Genomic DNA, 23,548 nt, shown 5'->3' with positions numbered 1-23,548 from the left:
CGCTCCGACTCAGTACAGACGGGCCTTGATCAGTGGGCGCAGCAAGTAATTGAGCACGCTGCGCTTGCCGCTGAGGATATCCACCTCGGCAACCATGCCGGGGATGATCGGCAGCACCTCCTCGCCGCGCTTGAGCTGGCTGCCGTCAGTGCGAATCAGCACCTGGTAGTACGACTCCTTGCCGTGGGGCGTGTCCTCCTCAATGGTGTCGGCGCTGATCTGCTCCAGGGTGCCCTTGAGGTCGCCATAGATGCTGAAATCGTAGGCGGTGATCTTCACCTTGGCCGGCATGCCCGGTACCAGGAAGGCCACGTCGCGCGGCTTGATCCTGGCCTCTACCAGCAGGCGGTCCTCCACCGGGATCACTTCCATGATCGCTTCGCCGGGCTGGATCACCCCGCCACGGGTGTTGATCAGCACGGTGTTCACCCGCCCACGCACCGGCGAAACGATCCCGGTGCGGCGGAGCTGGTCCTGGCGCTGCTGGACGATCGGCTCCAGGGCACTGAGGTCGGCCTTGCGCTGTGAGCGTTCGGTATAGGCATCCTGGAAGTAGCTGCTCTTCAGCTCGGTCAGCTTGCCGTTGAGGGTAGCGATGTCCTGGCTCAGGCGCAGCGCCTCCATCTGGCTCACCGCACGCTTGGCCACCAGCGGGCGGACCAGGTCGAGCTGGCTCTGGGCCAGGCTGATCTGCCTCTGGATCGCCTGGCTGCCTTCGAGCAGCTTGTCCCGCCGCGACTTGAACAGCTCGCGCTCGGAACGCGCCAGCGGCCCTTGCGGGTCGATGTCCGGCGGGAACTCGATGGCCGCCTTGCCCAGCACCTCGGCGTCCAGCCGGGCGATGGCCGCGCGCAGCACGCCGGCCTGGTTGGCCGACTCCTGGAAATTGGTGAGAAAGCGCGTCTCGTCCAGGCGCAGCAGCGGCTGGCCGACCTCCACCAGGTCACCCTCCTGCACCAGCAGGCGGTCGAGAATACCCCCTTCCAGGCTCTGGATCTTCTGGATGCGGCTGAACGGCACCACACGCCCATCGCCGCGCGTCACTTCATCGAGCTCCGCCCAGGCAGCCCAGGCAACGAACAGCAAGACGCTGCCGAGCAAGGTCCAGAGCAGCGGGCGATAGACCGGGTGAGTGGTCGCCAGCAAGGGATCGGCCAGCTGCCGGCGCAGCACTACAGAACTTTTTTCAGCTGCCATGGCCGGCTCCTTCGGCGACCTGCGGCGCCTGTACCTGGTTGCCCAGCACCACCTGGTTCAGCGGGCCGTCCATGATCACCTGGCCGTTGCGCAGCACCACTGCACGGTCCACCAGCGCCAAGACGCTTTTCTTGTGGGTGGTGATGATCAGGGTGCGCCGGCCCAGCCATTTCTGCAGGTAGTCGATGACCTGCTTCTCGCTGTTCTGGTCGAAGGCCGCGGTCGGCTCGTCAAGCAGCAGGATCGGCGGGTCCTGCAACAGTACGCGGGCCAACCCCACCGCCTGGCGCTGGCCGCCGGAGAGGCTGGCATTGCCCTGGATCGGCATGTCCAGGCCCAACGGGTGGGCGCGCACGAAAGTGCCCAGCCCCACGCCATCGAGGGCTTCCAGCAATTCCTCGTCGCCCAGCGCGGCGTTGGCCAGGTTGAGGTTTTCCCGCAGGCTGCCGTGGAACAGCGCCACATCCTGCGGCAAGTAGCCGATGCCGCGCTGGCGGTCGGCCGGGTCGAGCTGGCTGAGGGCGATGTCGTCCAGCAGCAGCCGGCCGGATTGCGCTTCGAGCAGGCCGCTGAGCAGCCGCAGCAGGGTCGACTTGCCGGCGCCGTTGCCACCGAGCAGCGCTACCCGCTCGCCGGCCTGGATATTCAGCGCCTGCACGTCGACCACCGGTGGGCTGTCGCCATGGGCCAGGCGCAGCGCCTCCAGGCGGTAATGCCCGTGGAGCCGGTCGCGGTGCACGAAGCGCTTGCCGGCGGGCCGCTCCTGCTCGGCGGACATCAGCTGGTCGAGCCCCTCCAGCGCCACCTTGGTATGTTGCCAGCGGCCAAGGATGGCGGCAGCCTGGGACAGTGGTGCGATGGCCCGCGAGGCCAGGATCGAACAGGCCACCAGGGCACCGACGGTCATCGCGCCGTCGCTTATCCGGTAGACGCCGAACACCACCACCCCGACATAGCACAGCTGCTGAACGATACTCGCCGAATAGCTGAGGGTCGAGGCCAATGCATGGGTCTTCATTGCAGTACCGGCCAGTTCCCCGGTGAGCGTCTCCCACTGCTGTTGGCAGCGGCCTTCGGCACGCGCGGCCTTGACCGTCTCCAGGTGTTCGAAGGCTTCCAGCAGCACGCTGTTCTTCAGCGCCCCCTCGCGCAGGTTCTGCCGCGACAGGTGCCCCAGCAGGCGCTGGGTCAGCAGCCCTGGCAGCAGCATCAGCACACAGGCCACCAGCGGCACCCAGACCACATGGCCGCCGATCACGGCAATGATCAACAGGAAGATCGCCACGAACGGCAGGTCGCTGATCAGTGCGGCGCTGGACGAAGTGAAGAACTCTCGGACCGACTCGAACTCACGCACCTGGGTGCTGAACGCGCCCATCGACGCCGGTTTGGCGGCGATCCGGGTGCTCAGCACACGCGCGAACAGCAGGCTCGACAACTGCAGGTCCAGGCGCTTGCCGAGAACGTTCAGCAGGTGCCCGCGAAGGATCCGCAATACCCCGTCGACGATGATCGCCAGGGCCACTCCGCTGGCGAGTATCCAGAGGGTATCGAAGGCCGCGTTGGGTACCACGCGGTCGTACACCTGCATGGCGAACAGCGCCGAGGCGACGGCCAGGACGTTGGCCACCAGGGCCGCCGCCGTGACTTCCGCATAAGAGCGCCAAAGCCGCTTGAGCGGCCCGAAGAACCAGTGCTCCGGCAGGCCGCTGGCGTAGTCGCCCACCCGCCCATCGGGGCGGTAGCGGCACTTGGCGAACACCGCCGTGCCGCTGTAAAGCGCCTCCAGAGCGGGCAGCACCAGGCCCTCACGGCCGCCGTCGCTCTGCGGCACCAGCACCTCGTACTGCTCACCCTCGATGCCAACCAGCAGCAGGCTGCGGCCATCGTCGAGCAACAGCAGGGCCGGCAGCAGGTAGGCGTCCATCTGCCGCAACGGCAGCTCCGCGACCCTGGCAGTGATGTCGGCGCGACGCAGGGCGCGGGCTACCAGGCGCAGCGGCAGGCGTCCGTGCTCCAGTGCCAGGCCGTCGACCAGCTCGGCGTCGCCCAGCGGCCGGCCCAATTGCCGGCACAGCAGCAGCAGGCCCTGGCGCAGCGGGTCGTCGTGGTTCAGGGTCACGACATTATCCGGGGATTGTTCAACTTCCATGATTCAACCGATTCTCCAGTAATGCCCCCAACAACCCGACCTGCGCGGCCGCTCGATACTCGATACGCTTGCGCTCTATGTGCAGATTGATCAACTGCCGCTCGGCCTCGAAGCGTTCGCGCTGCACGTTGAGCAAGTCGATCACGTCGCGTCGGCCGACCTCGAATTGCTCGCGGTACAGCTCGCCAACCTGCTCCGACTCCGTCACCTGCTGGCTCAGGGACTGTTCCCGCCACCGTAGCGTGTCACCGTTGTCGAACAGCGTCTGCAACTGCCGGCGGATGTCACGCTGCATCGCATCGGCCGTCCATTGCGCCGACTCCAGACGCTGTTGCGCAGCAGTCGGCCGACGGAAGTTGGAAAGCCCCTGGAAGGTATCCATACGAAAGCGCAGCGACATCACCGAGTCGCTTTCCGGACGACCGCCGATCTCCCGGCGCAACGCGGAGGCCTCCAGATTCAACTGCGGCAGCAACGAAGCCTTGGCCTCGCGGACTTGCGCCTCGGCGACATTGGCGTCCTCCAGCGCCTTGCGCTGCAACGGCGACTCACGGATCACCCGCGCCACGTCGCTGGCAGCCAGGTAGCGCTGCAGCGACATCGGCTCGGGCTCCACCAGTTCGGAGGGGTCCTGGCCAACCAGGATCGCGTACTGGTTGCGCGCGTCCTGCAGGTTGCCCTTCTCCAGCGACAGCTGTTCCTGGGCACGTGACAGTTCGAGGTTGGCGCGGTCCAGTTCGCTGCGGTCGGCGTATCCATCGCTGCCGCGCGCCTGGGTCATCTCGCGGATGCCGTCGAGGCGCTGGATGTGCTGGCGCACCGTCTCCACCCGGCGCTCCGAGGCAAGCACATCGAGGTAGGTCTCGACGATATCCAGCGCAGCATCGTCGCGCGCCACCAGCACCGCCTCGGACAGTTTGCGCCGGGTGGCGCTGGCGCTGTCGACCTTGCTCGTCACCCTTCCCCAGTCATACAGCATCTGCGATACGGTGACGTCGTAGACGACCTCGCCAACGTCGAACTCCTGCGGCCCCCCGGACATGGTGACGGAGGGGTAGTAACCACCCTTGGCGATCTCTACTTCGGTACCCGCACGGTCCGCTTCGGCCATCGCCGAACGCACCTGCGGGTGGATCGCCAACCCCGCCCGCACCGCCTGGTCGAGAGGGATGGCCGGCGCGGACAGCGGCAGCCCGAAGCACAGGAGCCAAAGGGCTCCCGCGCCACGGCGCCTTCCCTTGAGCACGGACAGGCCGCGCATCAGACCACGACCTGTACCGTGTTGTCCTCGATCAGCAGGGTACTGCTGCCAAAGTTATAGACGTCGTAGGTAATGCCGTTGACCTGCTGGGTGGTTCCTGTGTTCACGGCACCCACCACGTTGAGGGTGTCGTTGCTCTCGCCAGTGATCTGCAGGATGTTGTTGCCATCGGTGATGGCGTCGACCTCCGCCGCCGTCAATGTCAGCACGCTTCCCGAGTCGCCCTTGCCGAGGTCGATGCGCTCGATGTTGGAGAGCGTACCGACGCCGACGGCGTTGTAGTCAAGGTCGATGCCGTCGGCCAGGATCAGGGTGTCGAAGCCTGCACCGCCGTCGATGCTGGTGAAGTCGGTCGAGGTGATCTGGATGGCGTCGTTGCCATCGCCTGCCACTACCTGATCGCCGGTCCCCACGTTGAAGATCAGGTCGCTGCCATCGCCTCCATTGATGTGCTCCGAACTGCCGTCCGCCCCGGACATGACATCGTCCCCCGAGGTGCCGTTGACGTCGATCTGGCCGATATTCAGCGACAGCCCGTTAGGGGCAAGGGTGATGCCGTAGGCCGAGCTGTCATTGCCGTTGGTGTCGGTGGCGACAACGTTGAACGAGATCTGCGAGCCCAGGTTGAGGATATCGGTGATGTTCAACCCCAACTGGGTGAGGACGGTCGGGCTCAACAGGTTCAGCGAGAAGTTGCCAGAGCTGTCCGCCTGAATCGGCAGCAGCTCGACGTTCAGCGCCGGGGTGATGACACGGATCACCACGCTGGAGTCCGGCTCGGTGGTGCCGCTGAAACCGAACCGCGGGTTCAGCGGGTTGAGGCTGACATCGACGCCGAAGTTGCCGATGGTCACTGGCTGCTCGATGCTGCCGCCAACGCCAATGGTCGCCACATTGCTCGGGTTGCCGGCCGGATCCTCGCCGGTCACCGAGACCTGGGCATTGAGCAACTGGTCCAGGGTAAGGTCAATGTCCAGGTCGGTGAGCAGGTTCAGCGAAGCCAGCCCGCTGTTGTCGGCAGTCACCGTGGCGGTGGCGGTGACGCCGCCGATGTCCACTTCGACCGTCAGTTCGGTTCCCGGATCGGTGGAGATGGTCAGGATGCTGCCCACCAGCGACAACACCGGGGTCGAAGGCGGGATGGTGTCGACAGTGAACGGCACCGGGGTCGAGGCAGTACCGCCATTGATGTCTGCGGTGACGGTGGAGGCGCCCTCCGGGAATGGCCCCATGCCGCTGCCCGGAGGAATGGTCACGGTAACGCTGCCGGCCAGGATATCGCCGGCGGTGATGGTGTGCGTTGCCTGCGTCTCGTAGCCGTTCTGCCCGGCGAAGGCGACCGTGATCACCTGGCCGACCTGCATGGTCGGGCGGATCGTCACGTCGACCTGGATGCCGTCGCTGATCTCGGCAGCATTCATCCAGGTATCGGCTGCCTCCGGCACGCTGATCGTCGGCGGCGCCAGGTCCGGCGCATTGATCGTCGCCGGGCCGCTGAGGTTGCCGGCAGCGTCAGCGGTGACCCCGCTGATCAACTCGCCAGTGATAAGCGGTGGCGCGAACGGCAGGCTGAAGTTGCCACTACCGTCGACATTTACCGTGATCGGGTTGGCGGTATCGCCGTCGATCACGAGTCGTACCTGGCTGTTCGGCTCGGCGGTACCAGTCAGCAGCGCACCATCGGCACTGATGCTCAGCAGCGGCGCCGACGGTGCCACCGTGTCGACCGTGGTACTGGCCGGACCGCTGGTGTTACCGGCGGCGTCCTCGGCCACCGCGTTGACCACCGTGCCATTGGCCAGCGGCGTGGCCGGGGTGAAGCTCCAGTCGCCACTGCCGTCGGCGGTCGTCTCGCCGATCGGGTTGCCGCCACCATCGGTGAGGATGACGGTGGCGCCGGGCTCAGCGGTACCCGTGAGGACCACACCATTGCTCGGCTCGATGGTCGGCGCGCCCGGGGCGATGGCGTCAACGGTGACGCTGCTCGGCCCGCTGGCATTGCCGGCCGGGTCCTGGGCCACGGCGTTGACCACTGTGCCGTTGGCCAGCGGGGTCGCAGGCGTAAAGGTCCAGTTGCCACTGCCGTCGGCGGTCGTCTCGCCGATCGGGTTGCCGTTGCCGTCGGTGAGGATCACCTTGGCTCCGGCTTCGGCGGTACCACTGATCTCGGTGCCATTGCTCGGCTCGATCGTCGGCTGGCCTGGGGCTACGGCATCAACCGTGGTGCTGACCTGTGGGGTGCTGGTGTTGCCGGCGGCGTCCTGAGCCACGGCATTGATCACCGTGCCGTTGGCCAGAGGCGCACCAGGCGTGAAGCCCCAGTTGCCACTGCCGTCGGCGGTCGTCTCGCCGATCGGGTTGCCGTTGCCGTCGGTGAGGATCACCTTGGCCCCGGCCTCAGCGGTACCAGTGATCACGGCACCGTTGCTCGGGTCGATCGTCGGCTGGCCAGGTGCGACTGAATCCACCGTGGTGGTGCCCTGCAGGCTGGTATTGCCGGCCACGTCCTGGGCCACGGCGATGATCACTGTACCGTTGGCCAGCGGAGTCGCAGGCGTGAAGGTCCAGTTGCCACTGCCGTCGGCGGTCGTCTCGCCGATCGGATTACCGCTACCGTCAGTGAGAATCACCTTGGCCCCTACTTCGGCGGTACCAGTGATCACCACCCCGTTGCTTGGATTGACGATCGGCGCGGCCGGGGCAATAGCGTCAACGGTGACGCTGGCCGGCCCGCTGGTATTGCCGGCCGGGTCCTGGGCCACGGCGTTGATCACCGTGCCGTTGGCCAGCGGTGTGCCGGGTGTGAACGACCAGTTGCCGCTACCATCGGCGGTCGTCTCGCCGATCGGGTTGCCGTTGCCGTCGGTGAGGATCACCTTGGCTCCGGCTTCGGCGGTACCACTGATCTCGGTGCCATTGCTCGGCTCGATCGTCGGCTGGCCCGGGGCTACGGCATCAACCGTGGTGCTGACCTGTGGAGTGCTGGTGTTGCCGGCGGCGTCCTGAGCCACGGCATTGATCACCGTGCCGTTGGCCAGCGGAGTCGCAGGTGTGAAAGTCCAGTTACCGCTGCCGTCGGCGGTAGTCTGTCCGATCGGGTTGCCGCTGCCGTCGGTGAGGACCACCTTGGCCCCGGCTTCAGCGGTACCAGTGATCACTACCCCGTTGCTTGGGTTGATGATCGGTGCGGCCGGGGCGATGGCATCAACGGTGGCGCTGGTCGGCCCGCTGGTATTGCCGGACGGGTCCTGGGCCACGGCATTGATCACCGTGCCGTTCGCCAGCGGAACTGTAGGCGTGAAGGCCCAGTTGCCACTGCCGTCGGCCGTCGTCTCGCCAATCGGGTTGCCGCTACCGTCAGTGAGAATCACCTTGGCCCCTATTTCGGCGGTACCACTGATCACCACCCCGTTGCTCGGGTTGATGATCGGTGCAGCCGGGGCGATTGCGTCAACAGTGACGCTGGCCGGCCCGCTGGTATTGCCGGCCGGGTCCTGGGCCACGGCGTTGATCACCGTGCCGTTGGCCAGCGGTGTGCCAGGTGTGAACGACCAGTTACCGCTGCCATCGGCGGTAGTCTCGCCGATCGGGTTGCCGCTGCCGTCGGTGAGGATCACCTTGGCCCCGGCTTCGGCGGTACCGCTGATTTCCGCGCCGTTGCTCGGTTCGACCACCGGTGCGGCCGGCGCAACGCCGTCCACGGTAATGACCGCTGGCGCACTATCTGTCCCACCGGGGTTGCGTGCCACAGCGTTGACCACAGTGCCATCTGGCAGCGGTATACCGGGCGTGAACGACCAGTTGCCGCTACCGTCGGCGGTGACCTGGCCGATCGGGTTGCCGTTGCCGTCGGTGAGGGTAATGGTGCTACCCGCATCCGCGGTACCGCTGATCACCGAGCCGTTGCTCGGATCCACCTGCGGAATCGACGGCAGCGACGAGTCCACGGTAGTGCTACCAGGGGCACCAGTATTACCGGCGGCATCAGTCGCCGTAGCGTTGACCACGGTGCCGTTGGGCAGTTGCGTGCTGGGTATGAACGTCCAGTTACCGCTGCCGTCAGCGGTGACCTCGCCAATGGGATCACCGTTGCCGTCGGTGAGGGTCACGGTGCTGTTCGGCTCGGCAGTACCGTTGATCACGGTGCCGTTGCTAGGATTGACCACCGGCGCGGCAGGTGCGATCGAATCCACGGTGGTGGTGCCCTGTGGGCCGGTGTTCCCAGCCGGGTCGGTAGCCGTGGCGTTGACCACTGTGCCGTTGGCCAGCGGCGTACCAGGGGTGAAGCTCCAGTTGCCGCTGCCGTCGGCGGTGGTTTGGCCGATGGGGTTGCCGCTGCCATCGGTCAGGGTGATGGTACTGCCCGGCTCGGCGGTGCCGCTGATTTCGCTACCGTTGCTGGGCTCGACCACGGGAGCCGCCGGGGCTACCGAATCCACCGTGGTGGCGGCCTGCGGACCGGTGTTGCCGGTCGGGTCGGTTGCCGTGGCGATGATTACGGTGCCGTTGGCCAGCGGCGAGCCGGGGGTGAAACTCCAGTTGCCGCTGCCGTCAGCGGTGACCTGGCCGATCGGGTTGCCACTGCCATTGGTGAGTGTGACGGTAGCACCCGCTTCGGCAGTACCGCTGATGGTCGTCCCGTTACTAGGATCGATTACCGGTGCAGCCGGCGCGCTGGAATCGACGGTGACCGTCGCTGCCGGGCTGGTGTTGCCAGCCGGGTCGCTCGCCGTCGCATTGATCACGGTGCCATTGGGCAGTGGTGTGGCTGGGGTGAACGTCCAGTTGCCGCTGCCGTCGGCAGTGGCTTCACCAATCGGGTTACCGCTGCCGTCGGTGAGGGTCACGGTGCTGTTCGGCTCGGCGGTACCGCTGAGGCTGCTGCCGTTGCTGAGATTGATGGTGGGCGTACCCGGCGCCACGCCGTCTACGGTGGTGCTGCCCCGCCCGCTGGTATTGCCGGCCGGGTCGGTCGCCGTGGCGTTGACCACGGTACCGTCGGCCAGCGGCGCACCAGGGCTGTAGCTCCAGTTGCCGCTGCCGTCGGCGGTGGTTTGGCCGATGGGGTTGCCGCTGCCATCGGTCAGGGTGATGGTACTGCCCGGCTCGGCGGTGCCGCTGATTTCGCTACCGTTGCTGGGCTCGACCACGGGAGCCGCCGGGGCTACCGAATCCACCGTGGTGGCGGCCTGCGGACCGGTGTTGCCGGTCGGGTCGGTTGCCGTGGCGATGATTACGGTGCCGTTGGCCAGCGGCGAGCCGGGGGTGAAACTCCAGTTGCCGCTGCCGTCAGCGGTGACCTGGCCGATCGGGTTGCCACTGCCATTGGTGAGTGTGACGGTAGCACCCGCTTCGGCAGTACCGCTGATGGTCGTCCCGTTACTAGGATCGATTACCGGTGCAGCCGGCGCGCTGGAATCGACGGTGACCGTCGCTGCCGGGCTGGTGTTGCCAGCCGGGTCGCTCGCCGTCGCATTGATCACGGTGCCATTGGGCAGTGGTGTGGCTGGGGTGAACGTCCAGTTGCCGCTGCCGTCGGCAGTGGCTTCACCAATCGGGTTACCGCTGCCGTCGGTGAGGGTCACGGTGCTGTTCGGCTCGGCGGTACCGCTGAGGCTGCTGCCGTTGCTGAGATTGATGGTGGGCGTACCCGGCGCCACGCCGTCTACGGTGGTGCTGCCCCGCCCGCTGGTATTGCCGGCCGGGTCGGTCGCCGTGGCGTTGACCACGGTACCGTCGGCCAGCGGCGCACCAGGGCTGTAGCTCCAGTTGCCGCTGCCGTCGGCGGTGGTTTGGCCGATGGGGTTGCCGCTGCCGTCGGTCAGGGTGATGGTACTGCCCGGTTCGGCGGTGCCGCTGATTACGGTGCCGTTGCTCGGTTCGACCACTGGCGCCGCCGGGGCTACCGAATCCACTGTGGTGGAGGCCTGCGGACCGGTGTTGCCGGTCGGGTCGGTTGCCGTGGCGATGATTACGGTGCCGTTGGCCAGCGGCGAGCCGGGGGTGAAGCTCCAGTTGCCGCTGCCGTCAGCGGTGACCTGGCCGATCGGGTTGCCACTGCCATTGGTGAGTGTGACGGTAGCACCCGCTTCGGCAGTACCGCTGATGGTCGTCCCGTTACTAGGATCGATTACCGGTGCAGCCGGCGCGCTGGAGTCGACCGTGACCGTCGCTGCCGGGCTGGTGTTGTCAGCCGGGTCGCTCGCCGTCGCATTGACCACGGTGCCATTGGGCAGCGGTGTGGCTGGGGTGAACGTCCAGTTGCCGCTGCCGTCGGCAGTGGCTTCACCAATCGGGTTACCGCTGCCGTCGGTGAGGGTCACAGTGCTGTTCGGCTCGGCGGTACCGCTGAGGCTGCTGCCGTTGCTGAGATTGATGGTGGGCGTACCCGGCGCCACGCCGTCTACGGTGGTGCTGCCCTGCCCGCTGGTATTGCCAGCCGGGTCCGTCGCCGTGGCGTTGACCACGGTACCGTCGGCCAGCGGCGTACCAAGGCTGTAGCTCCAGTTGCCGCTGCCGTCGGCGGTGGTTTGGCCGATGGGGTTGCCGCTGCCATCGGTCAGGGTGATGGTACTGCCCGGTTCGGCGGTGCCGCTGATCTCGCTGCCGTTGCTGGGCTCGACCACTGGAGCCGCCGGGGCTACCGAATCCACCGTGGTGGAGGCCTGCGGACCGGTGTTGCCGGTCGGGTCGGTTGCCGTGGCGATGATTACGGTGCCGTTGGCCAGCGGCGAGCCGGGGGTGAAACTCCAGTTGCCGCTGCCGTCGGCGGTGACCTGGCCGATCGGGTTGCCGCTGCCATCAGTCAGGGTGACGGTGGCGCCCGCTTCAGCAGTACCACTGATGGTCGCGCCGTTGGTGGGATTGATTACCGGTGCAGCCGGCGCGCTGGAATCGACGGTGAGCGTCGCTGCCGGGCTGGTATTGCCAGCCGGGTCGCTCGATGTGGCATTGACCACGGTACCATTGGGTAGCGGTGTGGCTGGGGTGAACGTCCAGTTACCGCTGCCGTCGGCGGTGACCTCGCCAATGGGGTTACCGCTGCCGTCGGTGAGGGTCACGGTGCTGTTCGGCTCGGCGGTACCGCTGAGGCTGCTGCCGTTGCTGAGATTGATGGTGGGCGTACCCGGCGCCACGCCGTCTACGGTGGTGCTGCCCTGCCCGCTGGTATTGCCAGCCGGGTCGGTCGCCGTGGCGTTGACCACGGTACCGTCGGCCAGCGGCGTACCAGGGCTGTAGCTCCAGTTGCCGCTGCCGTCGGCGGTGGTCTGCCCAATCGGGTTACCGCTGCCATCGGTCAGGGTGATGGTACTGCCCGGTTCGGCGGTGCCGCTGATTTCGTTGCCGTTGCTGGGCCCGACCAATGGCGCGGCCGGGGCTACCGAATCCACTGTGGTGGTCGATGGAGCACTGGTGTTGCCGGCTGCGTCCCGCGCAACCACGTTGACCACAGTCCCGTTTGCCAGCGGCGTGGTCGGGACATAGGTCCAGTTGCCACTGCCATCGGCTACTACCTGGCCGATCGGATTACCGCTGCCGTCGGTGAGGGTCACGGTGCTGTTCGGCTCGGCAGTACCGTTGATCACGGTGCCGTTGCTCGGATTGATCGTGGGTGCCGAAGGTGCCACGCCATCGATCACGGTGCTGGCGGGCGGGCTGCTGTTGCCGGCGGCATCCGTGACCACCGCATTGACCACTGTTCCATCAGGCAGTTGGTTATCCGTGGGATATGACCAGTTGCCATTGCCATCGGCTGTAGCGTGGCCGATTGGGTTGCCGTTGCCGTCGGTGAGGACCACGGTACTGCCTGGCTCGGCTGTACCGCTGAGGCTGCTGCCGTCGCTCAGGTTGATGGTGGGCGCGCCCGGCGCCACGCTATCCACGGTGGTGCTGCCCTGCCCGCTGGTATTACCGGCCGCATCGGTCGCGGTGGCGTTGACCACGGTACCGTCTGGCAGCGGTGTCGCCGGGGTGTAGCTCCAGTTGCCGTTGCCATCGGCAGTCACCTGGCCGATCGGGTTACCGCTGCCATCGGTGATGGTCACGACGCTGTTCGGCTCGGCGGTACCGCTAAGCTCGGTACCGTTGCTCGGATTGATCACGGGTGCCGCTGGCGCCACACCATCAATAATGGTGCTGGCGGGCGGGCCGCTGTTACCGGCGGCATCCACGACCACCGCTTTGACCACCGTGCCATCGGGCAGTGGGCTATCGGGTGTGTACGACCAGTTGCCGTTGCCGTCGGCGATAGTCTGGCCGATGGGGTTGCCGTTGCCGTCGGTAAGCAGCACGGTGCTGCCCGGCTCGGCGGTACCGCTGAGGCTGGAGCCGTTGCTCGGGTTGATGTGCGGCGCATCAGGGAAGTCAGGGGCCTGCACGGTAGCGGGCGGGCTGCTATTGCCGGACGGATCGGTCACCACCACGGAAACCGTTTCGCCGTTGGTCAGTGGCGGATTCAGCGGAATCTGGAATTTGCCGTCGGGGCCGACGACCACGCTGACGTCGGTTTGTCCATCGCCATTGCTGTCGATACCCACGGTGGCGCCCGGCTCGGCCGTGCCGCTGATGCTGCTGCCATCCGGGGCAATTTGCAACCCGCTGGCCGGCGCCGGGGCCGAGGTATCGGGCGGCACACTGCTGTCACCGCCACCACCACCGCCACCACCGCCATTGCTGTTGGCGATCGCGACGCCGCCACCAATGATCGCAGCGCCAGCCAGAAGTGCAGCACCGGGGCTGAGCCCGCCAATGGTGCTGTCGGCGCCAGTGAGCGACTCGAACCCGGCCGGCGTTTCCTGGGGTACATAACCCGCCACCAGCGGCCCATCGGCAGCGACCGGCGGCAAGTCGACGGCCAGCAGCTTGTCCCGGTCTACCAGGTACAACTGGCTTGCAGGCTGCCCCTCGACATAGAAGTTGGCAATGCGCAGGCTTTCGCCAGTCTTCAGCTGTACGATCAGATCGGCACCGCTCTTCGTGTAGCCCGACACACCTTCCGGAGCAATGTCCAGAACAATGTTGCTGCTCTGGGTAAGAGTCAGGATTCCGTTGTCGGGGATTGCGATGGGGGCGGCAGAAGTGACACTTTGAGCGAGGGGAGATACCTTGGCCTGAATCGACATACCTGACAGTCCTTTTGTCTACAGCACGACTGAGCGGTCGCGCTCATATCTCCAGAAATAGCACGCTGCTCATAAAACGCCAGCCGGTTTTTTTACAAATAACTTGCGAGCCCTCCCAACTTTGACGAGAACGCCAGTCGCAATTGATTTCTTGATCGAAAGTAGAATCTTGTTTGGATTAATACGAATGGAGAGTAACTTACCCATTTTGATAGATGCGATTGGATGACACTCCACTGCCGACCCATCCAATTGAACATGGGCATGTAAACTCGCCGGCAATGGAGATGAGAAAATCGCGATGAACGACTTGGAAACCGAGCCGCCCCGAGACGAGATACCGGCATGTACCACTCATCGAGCGGCTTGTTCAGTATTTGCTCTAGTTGAACTTGAGCTTGGCCACCTTGCTCAGTGCCCACCCACTGAACACGTAGAACGCATCCAGGTAGAAGCGCCCTTCGTAGTTGGGCAGCGGCTCACGATTCAATAACAGCTCGGGCATGTCGGGCGAAGGGGGAAACAGCGCATAGAAACCGTTGGGCAACACCGCCAACGCAATGAGCAGCAGGTAGGTCACGGCCCGCAGCACGCTGGCGTGGCTATCGGACTGTTCGGCCCATTTCAGGCCGAACCAGGCGATCAGGCCGGCAACGGGCAAAACCCAGAAATGCGTGGGCATCCCAATGAACATCTCAGCAACAACGCTTCTTGTTTCCAACTTGGTGTTCTCCGTTCAAATGAGCGGATTATTGCGGCTGGGGGTGGCAAATGCAAAAAGCCCGCTCTCGAGGGCGGGCCTTTTGCATCAAGGGTCAGATGATCATGCTTTCGAACACATCAGCGCGGCGTCCAGCAGCCTGCCATGGTCGTACCAGGCATCACGTTGATAGGCCGCGAACTGGCGCTGGGCTCCCGTGCCCCGCACCTCGACCAGGCCACCCGCCGTGTCGGGGTCGGTGCTATCGACAAACAGCCTGACCGAGTTATCGCCATCGACCTGGTAGGTTTTCACATTCCCTTGAAGCTCGCTTTTGACGCACCCCAGGTACGCCGGCGTACTTCTTTCCGTGGCCCCGGCTGCATACCCATGGCCTTGACGCACATCGGGGTCATGCGCACAGCCTGTCATGAACAGTGTGGCGAAGGTGGACATCAGTATTGCACCTGCTACCGATCTTGAACTTTTCACGCGACACGCTCCTGCCACCCCATCGAGTAACTTGGGAAGTGTTGCCGAACTGCATGCCCCTTTTTTGTTTTAGTTTGACCATGTTACTGCTCAATTTTAGCCGGGCAATATGCTTGTTTGCTATATCGGCTCCAGGGCGGGGTTTATCCGCGAAGTTAAACTTCGTTCATGGATCAGCGGGCAAGTTGCAGGCAAGCCAGCCTGGGCGAGCATGCGTTGTCTTGCAGTGTGTTCGCACAGGCGTGGCCGCAAGCGGAAGGCATCAATAGCGGCGGTAGTCCTGACCACCATGGTAGCCGTCGTTGAAATGCCGGTGATGGCCGCCGCCGTGATGCCCACCGTGGTGCCAATATGGCCAGCAACCACCGAGCAGCAGCAACCCTGACAACACTACGACCCATACAGTCTTGCGTTTCATGTGCGTACCTCCGGCCAGGTGAAACCAGGCCTTGCTTTCGTTGGACCGCACCAAGGTGGGATGTTCAGGCAGAGGTACGCCACTGGACTGCTATCTGAATGAGACTAACAATTAACTGAACGCAACTCATTGATTTTATTGGATATTATCCAGCCAACTTTTTCATCCAAGCTAAGAGATGCTTACCATGGACACGGACGCATTTGCCGAACCGTCGATCCTCAAAAAAATGCATGACTGGATGTTGGCCCAGCGCGACTTGGTGCCCAACGGATCAGCCACGACCAAAGCCCTCGATTACAGCCTGAAACGCTGGGTAGCGCCGACGCGCTACCCAGACGATGGAGCTGTACCCATCGACAACAATCAGGTCGAAAACCAGATACGGCCATGGGCACTCGGGCGCTCGAACTGGCTGTTTGCCGGGTCGCTGCGCAGTGGTAAACGGGCGGCTGCAATCATGAGCTTGATCCAGTCGCCGCGTATGAACGGGCATGATCCGTATGCCTATCTCAAAGATGTGCTGACGTGGTTGCCAACACAGCTGGCCAGTGAGATCGGGCAACTGTTGCCGCATCAGTGGGTGCCTGCCTAACTTACGCAAGGTGAGTTGGGCGGACGCTTACCCTAGGCGGGCTTAATCCTCTGTTCTAACTCGGTATAGTCCAGTTTCCCCAGCGGCAACTCCCCCGTTGACGACCATAATATAAGGGGTCTTTTGCGGGTACTTGGAACGGTTGCGGCTTTTGCTCTCAGAAGGATTGTCTGGGCTACCGGTCGGAAACTGCCAGAGTAAAACCTCGTCAGCTGATAATGCGCACGTTAGCGGTATCATTTTTTTTCCATCCGCGAGCATCTCTTTCTGTACATCTTCGGGTACGCCAACCTTCAGCGGCACGCGCTCCCAGTCGTCAGGTGAGTCACCTTGGAAAAACATTGCAAAGCCGTTGCCATCTTTAACGATTTTCAAGGCTGCTTCATTATCGGGACGATTGGCGAAGCTACCGACAAATCCGTCACAGGAGTAATCAGCCGCCGTTACTGTCGTGCCAAAGGTCAGTGCAATGAGCGAAAAAAGCGTAATACGGGTTACTTTCGAGACTGGCAAACGGAGAAATTTACGCATGAAAAGTCCTTTATGGATGTGATTTGACTCGGGGCATAAGCCATCACCTTTAGCACTCTGGCGATCAGCTGATGAGGTTTGCGGTTGAGGGGGGCCGAAGCTCGTGACTACACGACGCTCACATTCAGCGCATTATTGGCCACACCATGACACCCGCATGCCAGCCGATGGCCTTGCAGCACCACAGGCTTACCGTTCATGCGTCGGCTTGGATGCCCTTCGATAAAAGCAAAAACCCCTAGGTGAAGCGGACAACTGGCCTTGTCGCCCAGTACTGCTGGCGTTTTGCCGTTGACGGTGTGGGTGCCAGCCAGTTGGCATGACAGCACGCTACCCCCACTGCTGGTGGGGTCGCCCAGGCAGATGGGATGGCTCATGACTTGGATCGTCCGGCACTTGGCAAGCCATACTTGAAGGGGTCAGCGCCGCGGTTCTGCTGGTTCTTCGCTTTGCGTGCCTCATCCGGCGGGCTGATCATCTGCACGGTGAGACTACCGTCGCTGCCGGCGTACACCACGGCACTGGCACCGCCGTCGTGGTAGCTGGCGATGGTGGCTAGGTTGATTTCCACCAGCGCGCTGCTGACGCCGGTATTACCCAGGCGTCGACCGATGTCATAGCCCTCGTCGACATTGCCCACATCCAGGCCTTGGCCATCGGTGTTGAGGCTGTGCAAGGCGTTGGTCAGGGCGATTTCTGCTTCAGCGTTGTCAGTGGTGTCGTAGAACACGCGCACCGGTTTTTGCCCATCGGGCAGGGTGTCGAGGGCCTTGAGCCAACCCGCCTGCAAGGCTTTGGCCTGCAACGCGGGTTTGAGGCGCTTGCCGTGTTCGTCCTGCATCGAGACCTTGATCGGACGGTGTAGGTAGCCCAGCACTGGCGCTGCGTCGAACTCTTTAAGCTGGTGTTCGGCCCAACGCACGGGCAGCCAGGGGGACGGTTCGAAATGGCCTGGGCCGCGGTTGCTGATGGTTTTCCACAAGTTAGGTAGTTGCGATTGCCAGTAGAAGGTGGACATGGTGCTCGGGTCTGTCGAGACTTCAGCGCCTTTGGCGTGCTCGGCGGCCACATACCAGTCTGTAAATGCCCTGTCCCGTTCCCAGTAAAACGCCCACAATTTCCCGAGGTCCGTTTTTTTGTCCTGATTGTCCTCGGCGTCACGGGTGACGAAGGGGCGAATGTAGCGGTCCACTCGGTCCGAGCGCGTGACCAGCAGGCCAGTCGCATTTTCGTAGATCGTCGGAACCACGTGGCCATTTTGCAATCCCGGTGTGCCCGGTTTGCGATAAGGGTCACGCGCCACGTCACCATCCTGGCTCGCGATCAAGGCCTGTGGCACCTTGGGGTTATCGTCAAAAAACCTGAACAATCGCTCGACCATGCCTTGAGCATGGGTAGTGTTTTCATCGTCTTGCCACAGAAACTGGGTAACGCCCAAAGTCGCAGCATTACGCCCTTCATTGATCAGGCCTTCTGCTCTGTACCCTTTAGCGTAGGGATCGGGTGGACCTAGCGCAAACACCGGGATTGGCCAGTATGCCACTGCTTCACCTGCCGAATTTTTGAATGCGATACGGGCTTTGATGTCTGCGGAGTTTCTCCTGGAAGTTAATGACGGGTCGTAGTCTTTCGCGTCCTGCGGGTAGATCGAAGCGAAGTTGTCGTTTTTCTTTTTGATGAATTGCCAAATTTTGGACTGGCCATCTGTGTAAATTCCAAGTCCGACTCCCCGAATTTCCAGGGCGTAGGTCCGCGCTTGCATGGCCTGCTGTTTAGCTTTGCCGGCCTCTATCTGGTTTCGATAGTTGGCAAGCTCTGCCTTCTCACTTGCCAGGGCATTGCCCCACCAGTGCGTGCCAAAGATTACCAGCAGCGAGCCGACAATAGTGGCAATGCCCCAGGCCATGACAGGTTTCATGTCGCGAAGTACCATATCGGTTTCCTGTGCTTTGAGTTGGACAATCCAGATGAAGCTAAGCCAGAGCACAATGAGCACCCCGGCGATCAACTGATAAGGTTTCAGGTTGGGCCGTGACCTAGGGAAGGGGGATAAGTCCTTCATCGGCCATCTCCTTTTACAGGTGCATTGGCTAACAAGGACGGTGGCGTTAGCGAGACCAGTTCAGAAGACGGGAACACACCCCGTTGATAATACTTACTACTGGCAGTCACCAATGCTTGAGCTTCCCTACTCAGTCGCGACCAAGCCGGTAACTCTTTGATTATCTCAAAGTGCTTTTTATCCATCTTCCAATCCGCAATCGCAACCAACAGCTCCCGCATAGCCGGGTCATCGAGGCTATGCGCCTGGCCAATAGCAATGTCCATTGCCGTTACCCAACGTTGGTTCTCCGGACTGCGTAGAACGGCCGAGTGGTAGCTGTTAGACTCCCGTTCTTTCGGATCTACAGGCATCCGGGCCTGAATTTCATTAGGCGTTTCTTCGCGGTAAATGACGTACTCTTTCACCTCTGAGCCTTGACGCACGGCTACTTGGTTTATGGCTGAAGTTTGATCACCGGGCTCTTTGCCTGTGTTCCACCGGGCCCGTTCTTCATTCGAGTTCACGCGATGAGGGCTGGTACGCACCTTGAACCATTTGAAACTGGCTTTCGGGTTGCCCAGCGCGGAGCGGATACTCACGTCATCGGGGCTGTCCAGGCCTGCCTGGGTGGGTGTGCCGGTTACTGCCTCGCCGCCAAACAGCTGTGGAGCATGGGGTGGGCTTAAAGGTTCGGCATTGATCAGGAGTTCCTCACCTTTTGCTATTGGCGCTCGCGAGGCCACGGCGGCGGCTGACCACCCGCCAGGGTAGCGGGGTTCTCCCTTGGCACGCAGCACCGTTTGTTGTATGGCGGCGCCGACCAGTACCGGCGCACCGTCGCGGTGACGCTTGGTCCACAGGCGCTGGTAAAACCGCAAGGACTGCAACGCCGCCATCGCCGGTTTGCCGTCCGGCAAGGCATTGGGTACCCCGTACGTACCGATGCCATGAACGTCGTCCAGGGCGACCGTGGTGTCGTCCGGACAGAAGTACAGGTAAACCTTGCCGCGGTTGTCACGTTCGGGGAAAACGGTCAGGTTGCCGACCTTGTCCGCGCGCGAGCCCTGCGTGGGTGACCACCTGGGGCCCGTGCGACCGCCGTAGGTCTTGCTGTCCCTGAGCGCAGACAGTGGCGGCTGGGCATGGGGTGCCTGGGTGACTGCGGTGGCGATGTTGATCAATGTCGCGAGTGTGTCATGGCCTTTGGGTGTGGCCTTGGGCAGTACACTGTAAGGCGTGTCCACCATGATGACGGTGTCGGCACAGCGTTGGCCCTTGTCGATCAACATGGCTTGAGCAAGCAGGGTAATCAAGGTGCCTTGGCTGTGGCCCATGATGGTGATGGTTTCATCAGGCGATACACGGCGGATCTCACTGACCAGCATGGCCAAACGCGTTGCTGCGAACACAAAGTAACGCCGGTGTGGCCCTTTTCCCATGTACTGAGTGTTGGATAGCGTGACTTGTGCGAAATGCCGGATAGCCTTGGCAAAGCCCGGGCTGTACATCTCCAGCAGGTTGTTGGTGGCATTGGCGAAGAACCCGCCGCCTTTGGCGAAGTGCCGGTCCAGACGGTTTCCGAATACGTCCTGGTATTGGTCGCGCAGTTTGGTCGGGTCGTTATTTTCATCGCGCTTTATCTCGCCGGGCTCAGCGCGATAGCCCCAATAAAACGGGATCATCAGGCTGCGGGTTTGGGGGTCGTCCGCGTCTCGCTGATAAAGGAACGTATCTGGATCGTCGAGTGTGGCTTTGTGATCCTCACCGAGCTCCTCAATCGGGATTTTTTCTGCAGCACTGTAGGCAGCCCCATAACGCCCCGCCTTCAGATCAGGCCGATCCAGACGCTCATTCACCCCCTGGCACAACCCCGTCTCCACCGACTCGTATGAAGCCCCCGGGTCATTAACGCCGTGCAAGAAGATCACCACCCCTGGCAGGTCGGCGGGCACCTCCATTTTGCGTTCGGTACTGAAGTTGGGTACCAGCCGGGTGACGCTTTCAGCCACCGCATATTGATCGCCACTCATTGGCTGCCTCCTTTGCTGCCGGTGCTGCGCAAGGCAGCCACTTGCGCCTGGTGCATCGCTTCGCGCTCGACGTGTTCGGTGCGCCCGCTGGCGTCGGTCAGGCCTTGCACGGTGCTACCGTCTTCGAGTTTGATCTGGTAGGCGTGGTCAACGGCCATTCGCACGCTGTCGTCGGCGTGCCCCGGGTAGTGGAAAGCCAGGCGTTGCGCCGCCGGGTCGCGGGTGAAGGCCGGTATCTGCGCGCTGTCGGTGTTGGGGCCGACCCAGTCATGCTCGCTGGCATGGACGATCACCTTGCCTTGGCTGCCGATTTCGACACCGCCGCCGATCTTGATATAGCTGCCATCATCAGCCACCAGGCGGATGGTTGGCGCGGTGATGACCACCTCGCCTTCGGCGGCCGACAGGTGCAGGTTCTTCTGGGCGTTGAGGATGATGTCGTCTTCCTGGGCCTGGACCAGCACTTTGCCGCGGTTGGCAATGGCACTGATGCCCTCATCCTGGGCGAAGGCACTGATGCCCTTGCCGGCTTGCAGGCGCATGGCGGCGCCGCTGGTCAACTGCAGATGGTCCTGGGCGGTGGTGTCGTGGTTTGCACCGGCATAGTGGATTTGCGAGCGCGGTGTGGCACTGGCAATACCCGCCTCGGCCGCAACGGCCATCACGGGTTCGCCCGGGCTGTCGCTGTCGGGCGCTGGCCACTGTTTCAGGGCCTGGCTCAAGGCATCGATGCCCTCGCTGTCCACCGCTGACCCGCCTCGCGCGGCGGCGGTTTGCCCAAGGCTCTTGAACAGCTCCCCACACTCGGCCAGCAGCTTGAGCAGCTCTTCACGGTCCAACTGCGCCCCCATGGCGTCCTGGCGGGCATAGGTGGTCAGCAACAGGCCTTGGGCGGCGCGCAGGGCAATCGCCGCGTCGGTGCGCAATTCGGCACCGTTGCCTCGGGCCTTGGCCTGGCCGTCGGTACGTGGCTCGGTGAGTTTGCCCAAGATTGAGCGCTGTGGCCTGGTGCGTGGTGCCGACGCGGGCACGCAAGGCGCCCGGTGTGTCGTCGAACAACAGCTCGTTGAAACCGCGGCCCTTGTGCTCCTGGGTCTGGATGCCGGAAAGTGCGCGGTTGCCTGGCAGGCCTGAAGCTTTGCTGAAGCGCGGCGGGATCTGCTCGGCGTTGTACAGCACCGAGGTGACCACGGGGCGGTCGATATCGCCGGCCAGGAAGGTCACCAGCACTTCCTGACCGATACGCGGCAAGAACTGATGACCGAAGCCATTGCCAGCGCTGGGCATCGCCACCCGCACCCAGGTGGTACCCTGTGGCAGGCTGTCGCCGCGCTGCCAGTGGAACCGGACCTGGATCCGCGCCAGTTCGTCAGTAAAGACTTCTTCGCCCTCCGGCCCGACCACGATCGCACTGAGCGGCCCATTGATGGTGGGGCGAGGCACGGTGATCGGGTGGCGGTAAGGGATGCTCTGGCGAATGCAGACAAACTGATTGTCGTAACCTGCGGGCTCGTCCGAAAAGTAGTTGTTGCGCCCCCGGTGCTCGACCGACACCAGCAGGAACTGGCGAGCTTCTGCCGCACCGTCCTCATGGTCGAAGTGCTGGGTCAGTTCGAAGGTGTAGCCCGCACGCATGGCCCGGCAGTTGCTGCTGCCGCTGAAGGTCTTGGCCTGGGCTTCAATGACCTCCAGGTGGCGACGGACCAGCGCCTCGCCCTCGTCAGGCAGGCGATGACTGTAGGCACCGAGAAAATCGTACACCTCGTAGGGTGCGACATCGCCCTGTTCATTGAGGCTGCCCATGTGGATGGGCAACGGGTTTCTTGGCTGCTTGTAATCGAACGTCTGGATGGCCATCTTGCCCGATTGCAATACCCGGTGGCTGCGCCATTGGGTGATCGAGTCACTGGTCTCGGTGACAAAGGCGCTGTGGTAGCGGATTTGCGGTTGTTCGGGCAACGCATGCAGAGCCTGGGATTCATCCGTGATGATCAGGCTGTGGCCGTCCGTGCCGTGATCGAAGTAGAAGAACAGGCCGTCCTGCTCCAGCAGGCGCAACACGAAATCCAGGTCGGTTTCGCGATACTGGGTTATGTAGCTGTGGGATTTGAGAGGTTTCAGCAGGCGAAACTCGAAAGTGCCCAGCCCGCCGTAATGATCGAAAACTGTGCGGATGACCGTTTCAATGGTCTGCTCTTGAAAGATCCGCGAATCAATGCGTCGCGTCAGCATCCACAGCCAGGGGCTCAGTGTCGCGCTGTAACGCGCCAGGCCACCGTCGCTGCCCAGCAGGTTGAACCGGGTGATATGACCATGTATATGGCGTACGCCGCCGTCGGCCAGTTCGATGTCCAGGCGGGCAGGTTGGCCGATCAATGATTTGAGTTCGAGCCTGGCATCCTGGCTGATCAACGATAGCTCGAAGCTGAACAGCGTGGATAACCCCTCATTGCCGCTGAATTGCTCCAGCAACAACGCCTGCTCATCTCGGATGGGGGTGGTGAATTTGATCAGTCGGCGGTTCTGTGGTGCAAAGATGCTCGTCAATTCCATCGACGTTATATCCCTGAGCAAAACAAGTCGCGGAAGGTATCACAGGTTTTGACAGGACCGGACCGATCAGGGTGAGTCAGAGTTTGACAAACTGTGACGATCGTTCCATTGCCGGAACTTTTCTCTTTCCACCGACCGCTTCACCGACTTGGGTGGGGGCGTTGCTGGCGGTCGACTCAGGGCCTGCGGTGCCGTGCGGTCGTGAACCAGACAGGGGCGGACAAAACTTGTCCCAAACCGGGTAGTCACTCTGCAGATGACCCCGATTTCGGGTACAACCAGGCCCACAAATGGGGGTCAGGCGATGGCCTTGAGAAACACAAATGTCGCTGCCAGATCCAGGACCAGCACAGCAACCACAACGAAGATCATGTAGTAGCGGTCATTCTGAGTCATTTCTGCGTACTCCGCATGATCGATGCCCCAGGGTCGCAGCAATTTGCATTCCACTTC

At 63.0% G+C, this 23,548-nt stretch carries 11 protein-coding genes and 2 pseudogenes; 1 reads left to right on the top strand and 12 read right to left on the bottom strand.

The genetic code is table 11. From position 1 onward, the window contains the following. Positions 1–9: 9 nt before the first annotated feature. From M1D87_RS13050 to M1D87_RS13020, 7 genes are all read right to left on the bottom strand, one after another. Positions 10–1,197 carry an HlyD family efflux transporter periplasmic adaptor subunit gene (locus tag M1D87_RS13050; RefSeq protein ID WP_061302352.1) on the bottom strand — a complete coding sequence of 396 codons (1,188 nt, stop codon included), beginning with the start codon at positions 1,195–1,197 and terminating at the stop codon, positions 10–12. After that, the gene (locus M1D87_RS13045; protein WP_123085885.1) at positions 1,187–3,349 is read right to left on the bottom strand and encodes a type I secretion system permease/ATPase; all 2,163 of its coding nucleotides are present in this window, start codon (positions 3,347–3,349) and stop codon (positions 1,187–1,189) included. The genes M1D87_RS13050 and M1D87_RS13045 overlap by 11 nt, the downstream gene beginning before the upstream one ends. After that, a complete protein-coding gene (locus tag M1D87_RS13040; RefSeq protein WP_039613506.1) occupies positions 3,339–4,610 on the bottom strand; it encodes a TolC family protein in 1,272 nt (423 codons plus the stop codon). The genes M1D87_RS13045 and M1D87_RS13040 overlap by 11 nt, the downstream gene beginning before the upstream one ends. Beyond that, positions 4,610–13,732 carry an Ig-like domain-containing protein gene (locus tag M1D87_RS13035; protein ID WP_461241471.1) on the bottom strand — a complete coding sequence of 3,041 codons (9,123 nt, stop codon included), beginning with the start codon at positions 13,730–13,732 and terminating at the stop codon, positions 4,610–4,612. The genes M1D87_RS13040 and M1D87_RS13035 overlap by 1 nt, the downstream gene beginning before the upstream one ends. Positions 13,733–14,114: 382 nt before the next feature. Continuing rightward, positions 14,115–14,426 carry a hypothetical protein gene (locus M1D87_RS13030; RefSeq protein WP_123085626.1) on the bottom strand — a complete coding sequence of 104 codons (312 nt, stop codon included), beginning with the start codon at positions 14,424–14,426 and terminating at the stop codon, positions 14,115–14,117. Positions 14,427–14,555: 129 nt separating this feature from the next. Continuing rightward, a complete protein-coding gene (locus tag M1D87_RS13025) occupies positions 14,556–14,888 on the bottom strand; it encodes a hypothetical protein (protein WP_061302354.1) in 333 nt (110 codons plus the stop codon). A gap of 298 nt (positions 14,889–15,186) precedes the next feature. After that, positions 15,187–15,342: a hypothetical protein gene (locus M1D87_RS13020; protein ID WP_158239717.1), complete on the bottom strand. Its 156-nt coding sequence runs from the start codon at positions 15,340–15,342 to the stop codon at positions 15,187–15,189. A gap of 217 nt (positions 15,343–15,559) precedes the next feature. Between M1D87_RS13020 and M1D87_RS13015 the strand changes: the two are divergent. After that, a pseudogene (locus M1D87_RS13015) lies at positions 15,560–15,937 on the top strand (IS66 family transposase); the annotation flags it as partial. Positions 15,938–15,979: 42 nt separating this feature from the next. On the opposite strand, the gene M1D87_RS13010 reads toward M1D87_RS13015, so the two are convergent. From M1D87_RS13010 to M1D87_RS12990, 5 genes and pseudogenes are all read right to left on the bottom strand, one after another. Next, the gene (locus M1D87_RS13010; protein ID WP_123085625.1) at positions 15,980–16,468 is read right to left on the bottom strand and encodes a hypothetical protein; all 489 of its coding nucleotides are present in this window, start codon (positions 16,466–16,468) and stop codon (positions 15,980–15,982) included. Positions 16,469–16,575: 107 nt separating this feature from the next. Then, positions 16,576–16,845 carry a PAAR domain-containing protein gene (locus M1D87_RS13005; RefSeq protein ID WP_082044751.1) on the bottom strand — a complete coding sequence of 90 codons (270 nt, stop codon included), beginning with the start codon at positions 16,843–16,845 and terminating at the stop codon, positions 16,576–16,578. After that, positions 16,842–18,530, bottom strand: a complete 1,689-nt coding sequence (locus tag M1D87_RS13000; protein ID WP_232881739.1) for a type VI lipase adapter Tla3 domain-containing protein — start codon at positions 18,528–18,530, stop codon at positions 16,842–16,844. Before M1D87_RS13000 ends, M1D87_RS13005 begins: the two co-directional genes overlap by 4 nt. Continuing rightward, a complete protein-coding gene (locus M1D87_RS12995) occupies positions 18,527–20,542 on the bottom strand; it encodes a T6SS effector phospholipase Tle3 domain-containing protein (protein WP_232881741.1) in 2,016 nt (671 codons plus the stop codon). The genes M1D87_RS13000 and M1D87_RS12995 overlap by 4 nt, the downstream gene beginning before the upstream one ends. Continuing rightward, positions 20,539–23,095 (bottom strand): annotated as a pseudogene (locus M1D87_RS12990) (type VI secretion system Vgr family protein). The gene M1D87_RS12995 and the pseudogene M1D87_RS12990 overlap by 4 nt, the downstream one beginning before the upstream one ends. Positions 23,096–23,548 lie beyond the last annotated feature (453 nt).

The organism is Pseudomonas sp. SA233, from assembly GCF_054792385.1.
Note: the sequence above shows the minus strand (reverse complement) of the source record. Positions and strands in the feature narration are given on the sequence as shown.

Excerpts from the sequence above, each read along its gene's own strand:
- M1D87_RS13010 (WP_123085625.1), bottom strand. The coding sequence starts at position 16,468 with ATGCGTAAATTTCTCCGTTTGCCAGTCTCGAAAGTAACCCGTATTACG.
- M1D87_RS13050 (WP_061302352.1), bottom strand. The coding sequence starts at position 1,197 with ATGGCAGCTGAAAAAAGTTCTGTAGTGCTGCGCCGGCAGCTGGCCGAT.
- M1D87_RS13000 (WP_232881739.1), bottom strand. The coding sequence starts at position 18,530 with ATGAAGGACTTATCCCCCTTCCCTAGGTCACGGCCCAACCTGAAACCT.
- M1D87_RS12995 (WP_232881741.1), bottom strand. The coding sequence starts at position 20,542 with ATGAGTGGCGATCAATATGCGGTGGCTGAAAGCGTCACCCGGCTGGTA.
- M1D87_RS13030 (WP_123085626.1), bottom strand. The coding sequence starts at position 14,426 with ATGTTCATTGGGATGCCCACGCATTTCTGGGTTTTGCCCGTTGCCGGC.
- M1D87_RS13005 (WP_082044751.1), bottom strand. The coding sequence starts at position 16,845 with ATGAGCCATCCCATCTGCCTGGGCGACCCCACCAGCAGTGGGGGTAGC.
- M1D87_RS13020 (WP_158239717.1), bottom strand. The coding sequence starts at position 15,342 with ATGAAACGCAAGACTGTATGGGTCGTAGTGTTGTCAGGGTTGCTGCTG.
- M1D87_RS13040 (WP_039613506.1), bottom strand. The coding sequence starts at position 4,610 with ATGCGCGGCCTGTCCGTGCTCAAGGGAAGGCGCCGTGGCGCGGGAGCC.
- M1D87_RS13035 (WP_461241471.1), bottom strand. The coding sequence starts at position 13,732 with ATGTCGATTCAGGCCAAGGTATCTCCCCTCGCTCAAAGTGTCACTTCT.
- M1D87_RS13045 (WP_123085885.1), bottom strand. The coding sequence starts at position 3,349 with ATGGAAGTTGAACAATCCCCGGATAATGTCGTGACCCTGAACCACGAC.
- M1D87_RS13025 (WP_061302354.1), bottom strand. The coding sequence starts at position 14,888 with ATGTCCACCTTCGCCACACTGTTCATGACAGGCTGTGCGCATGACCCC.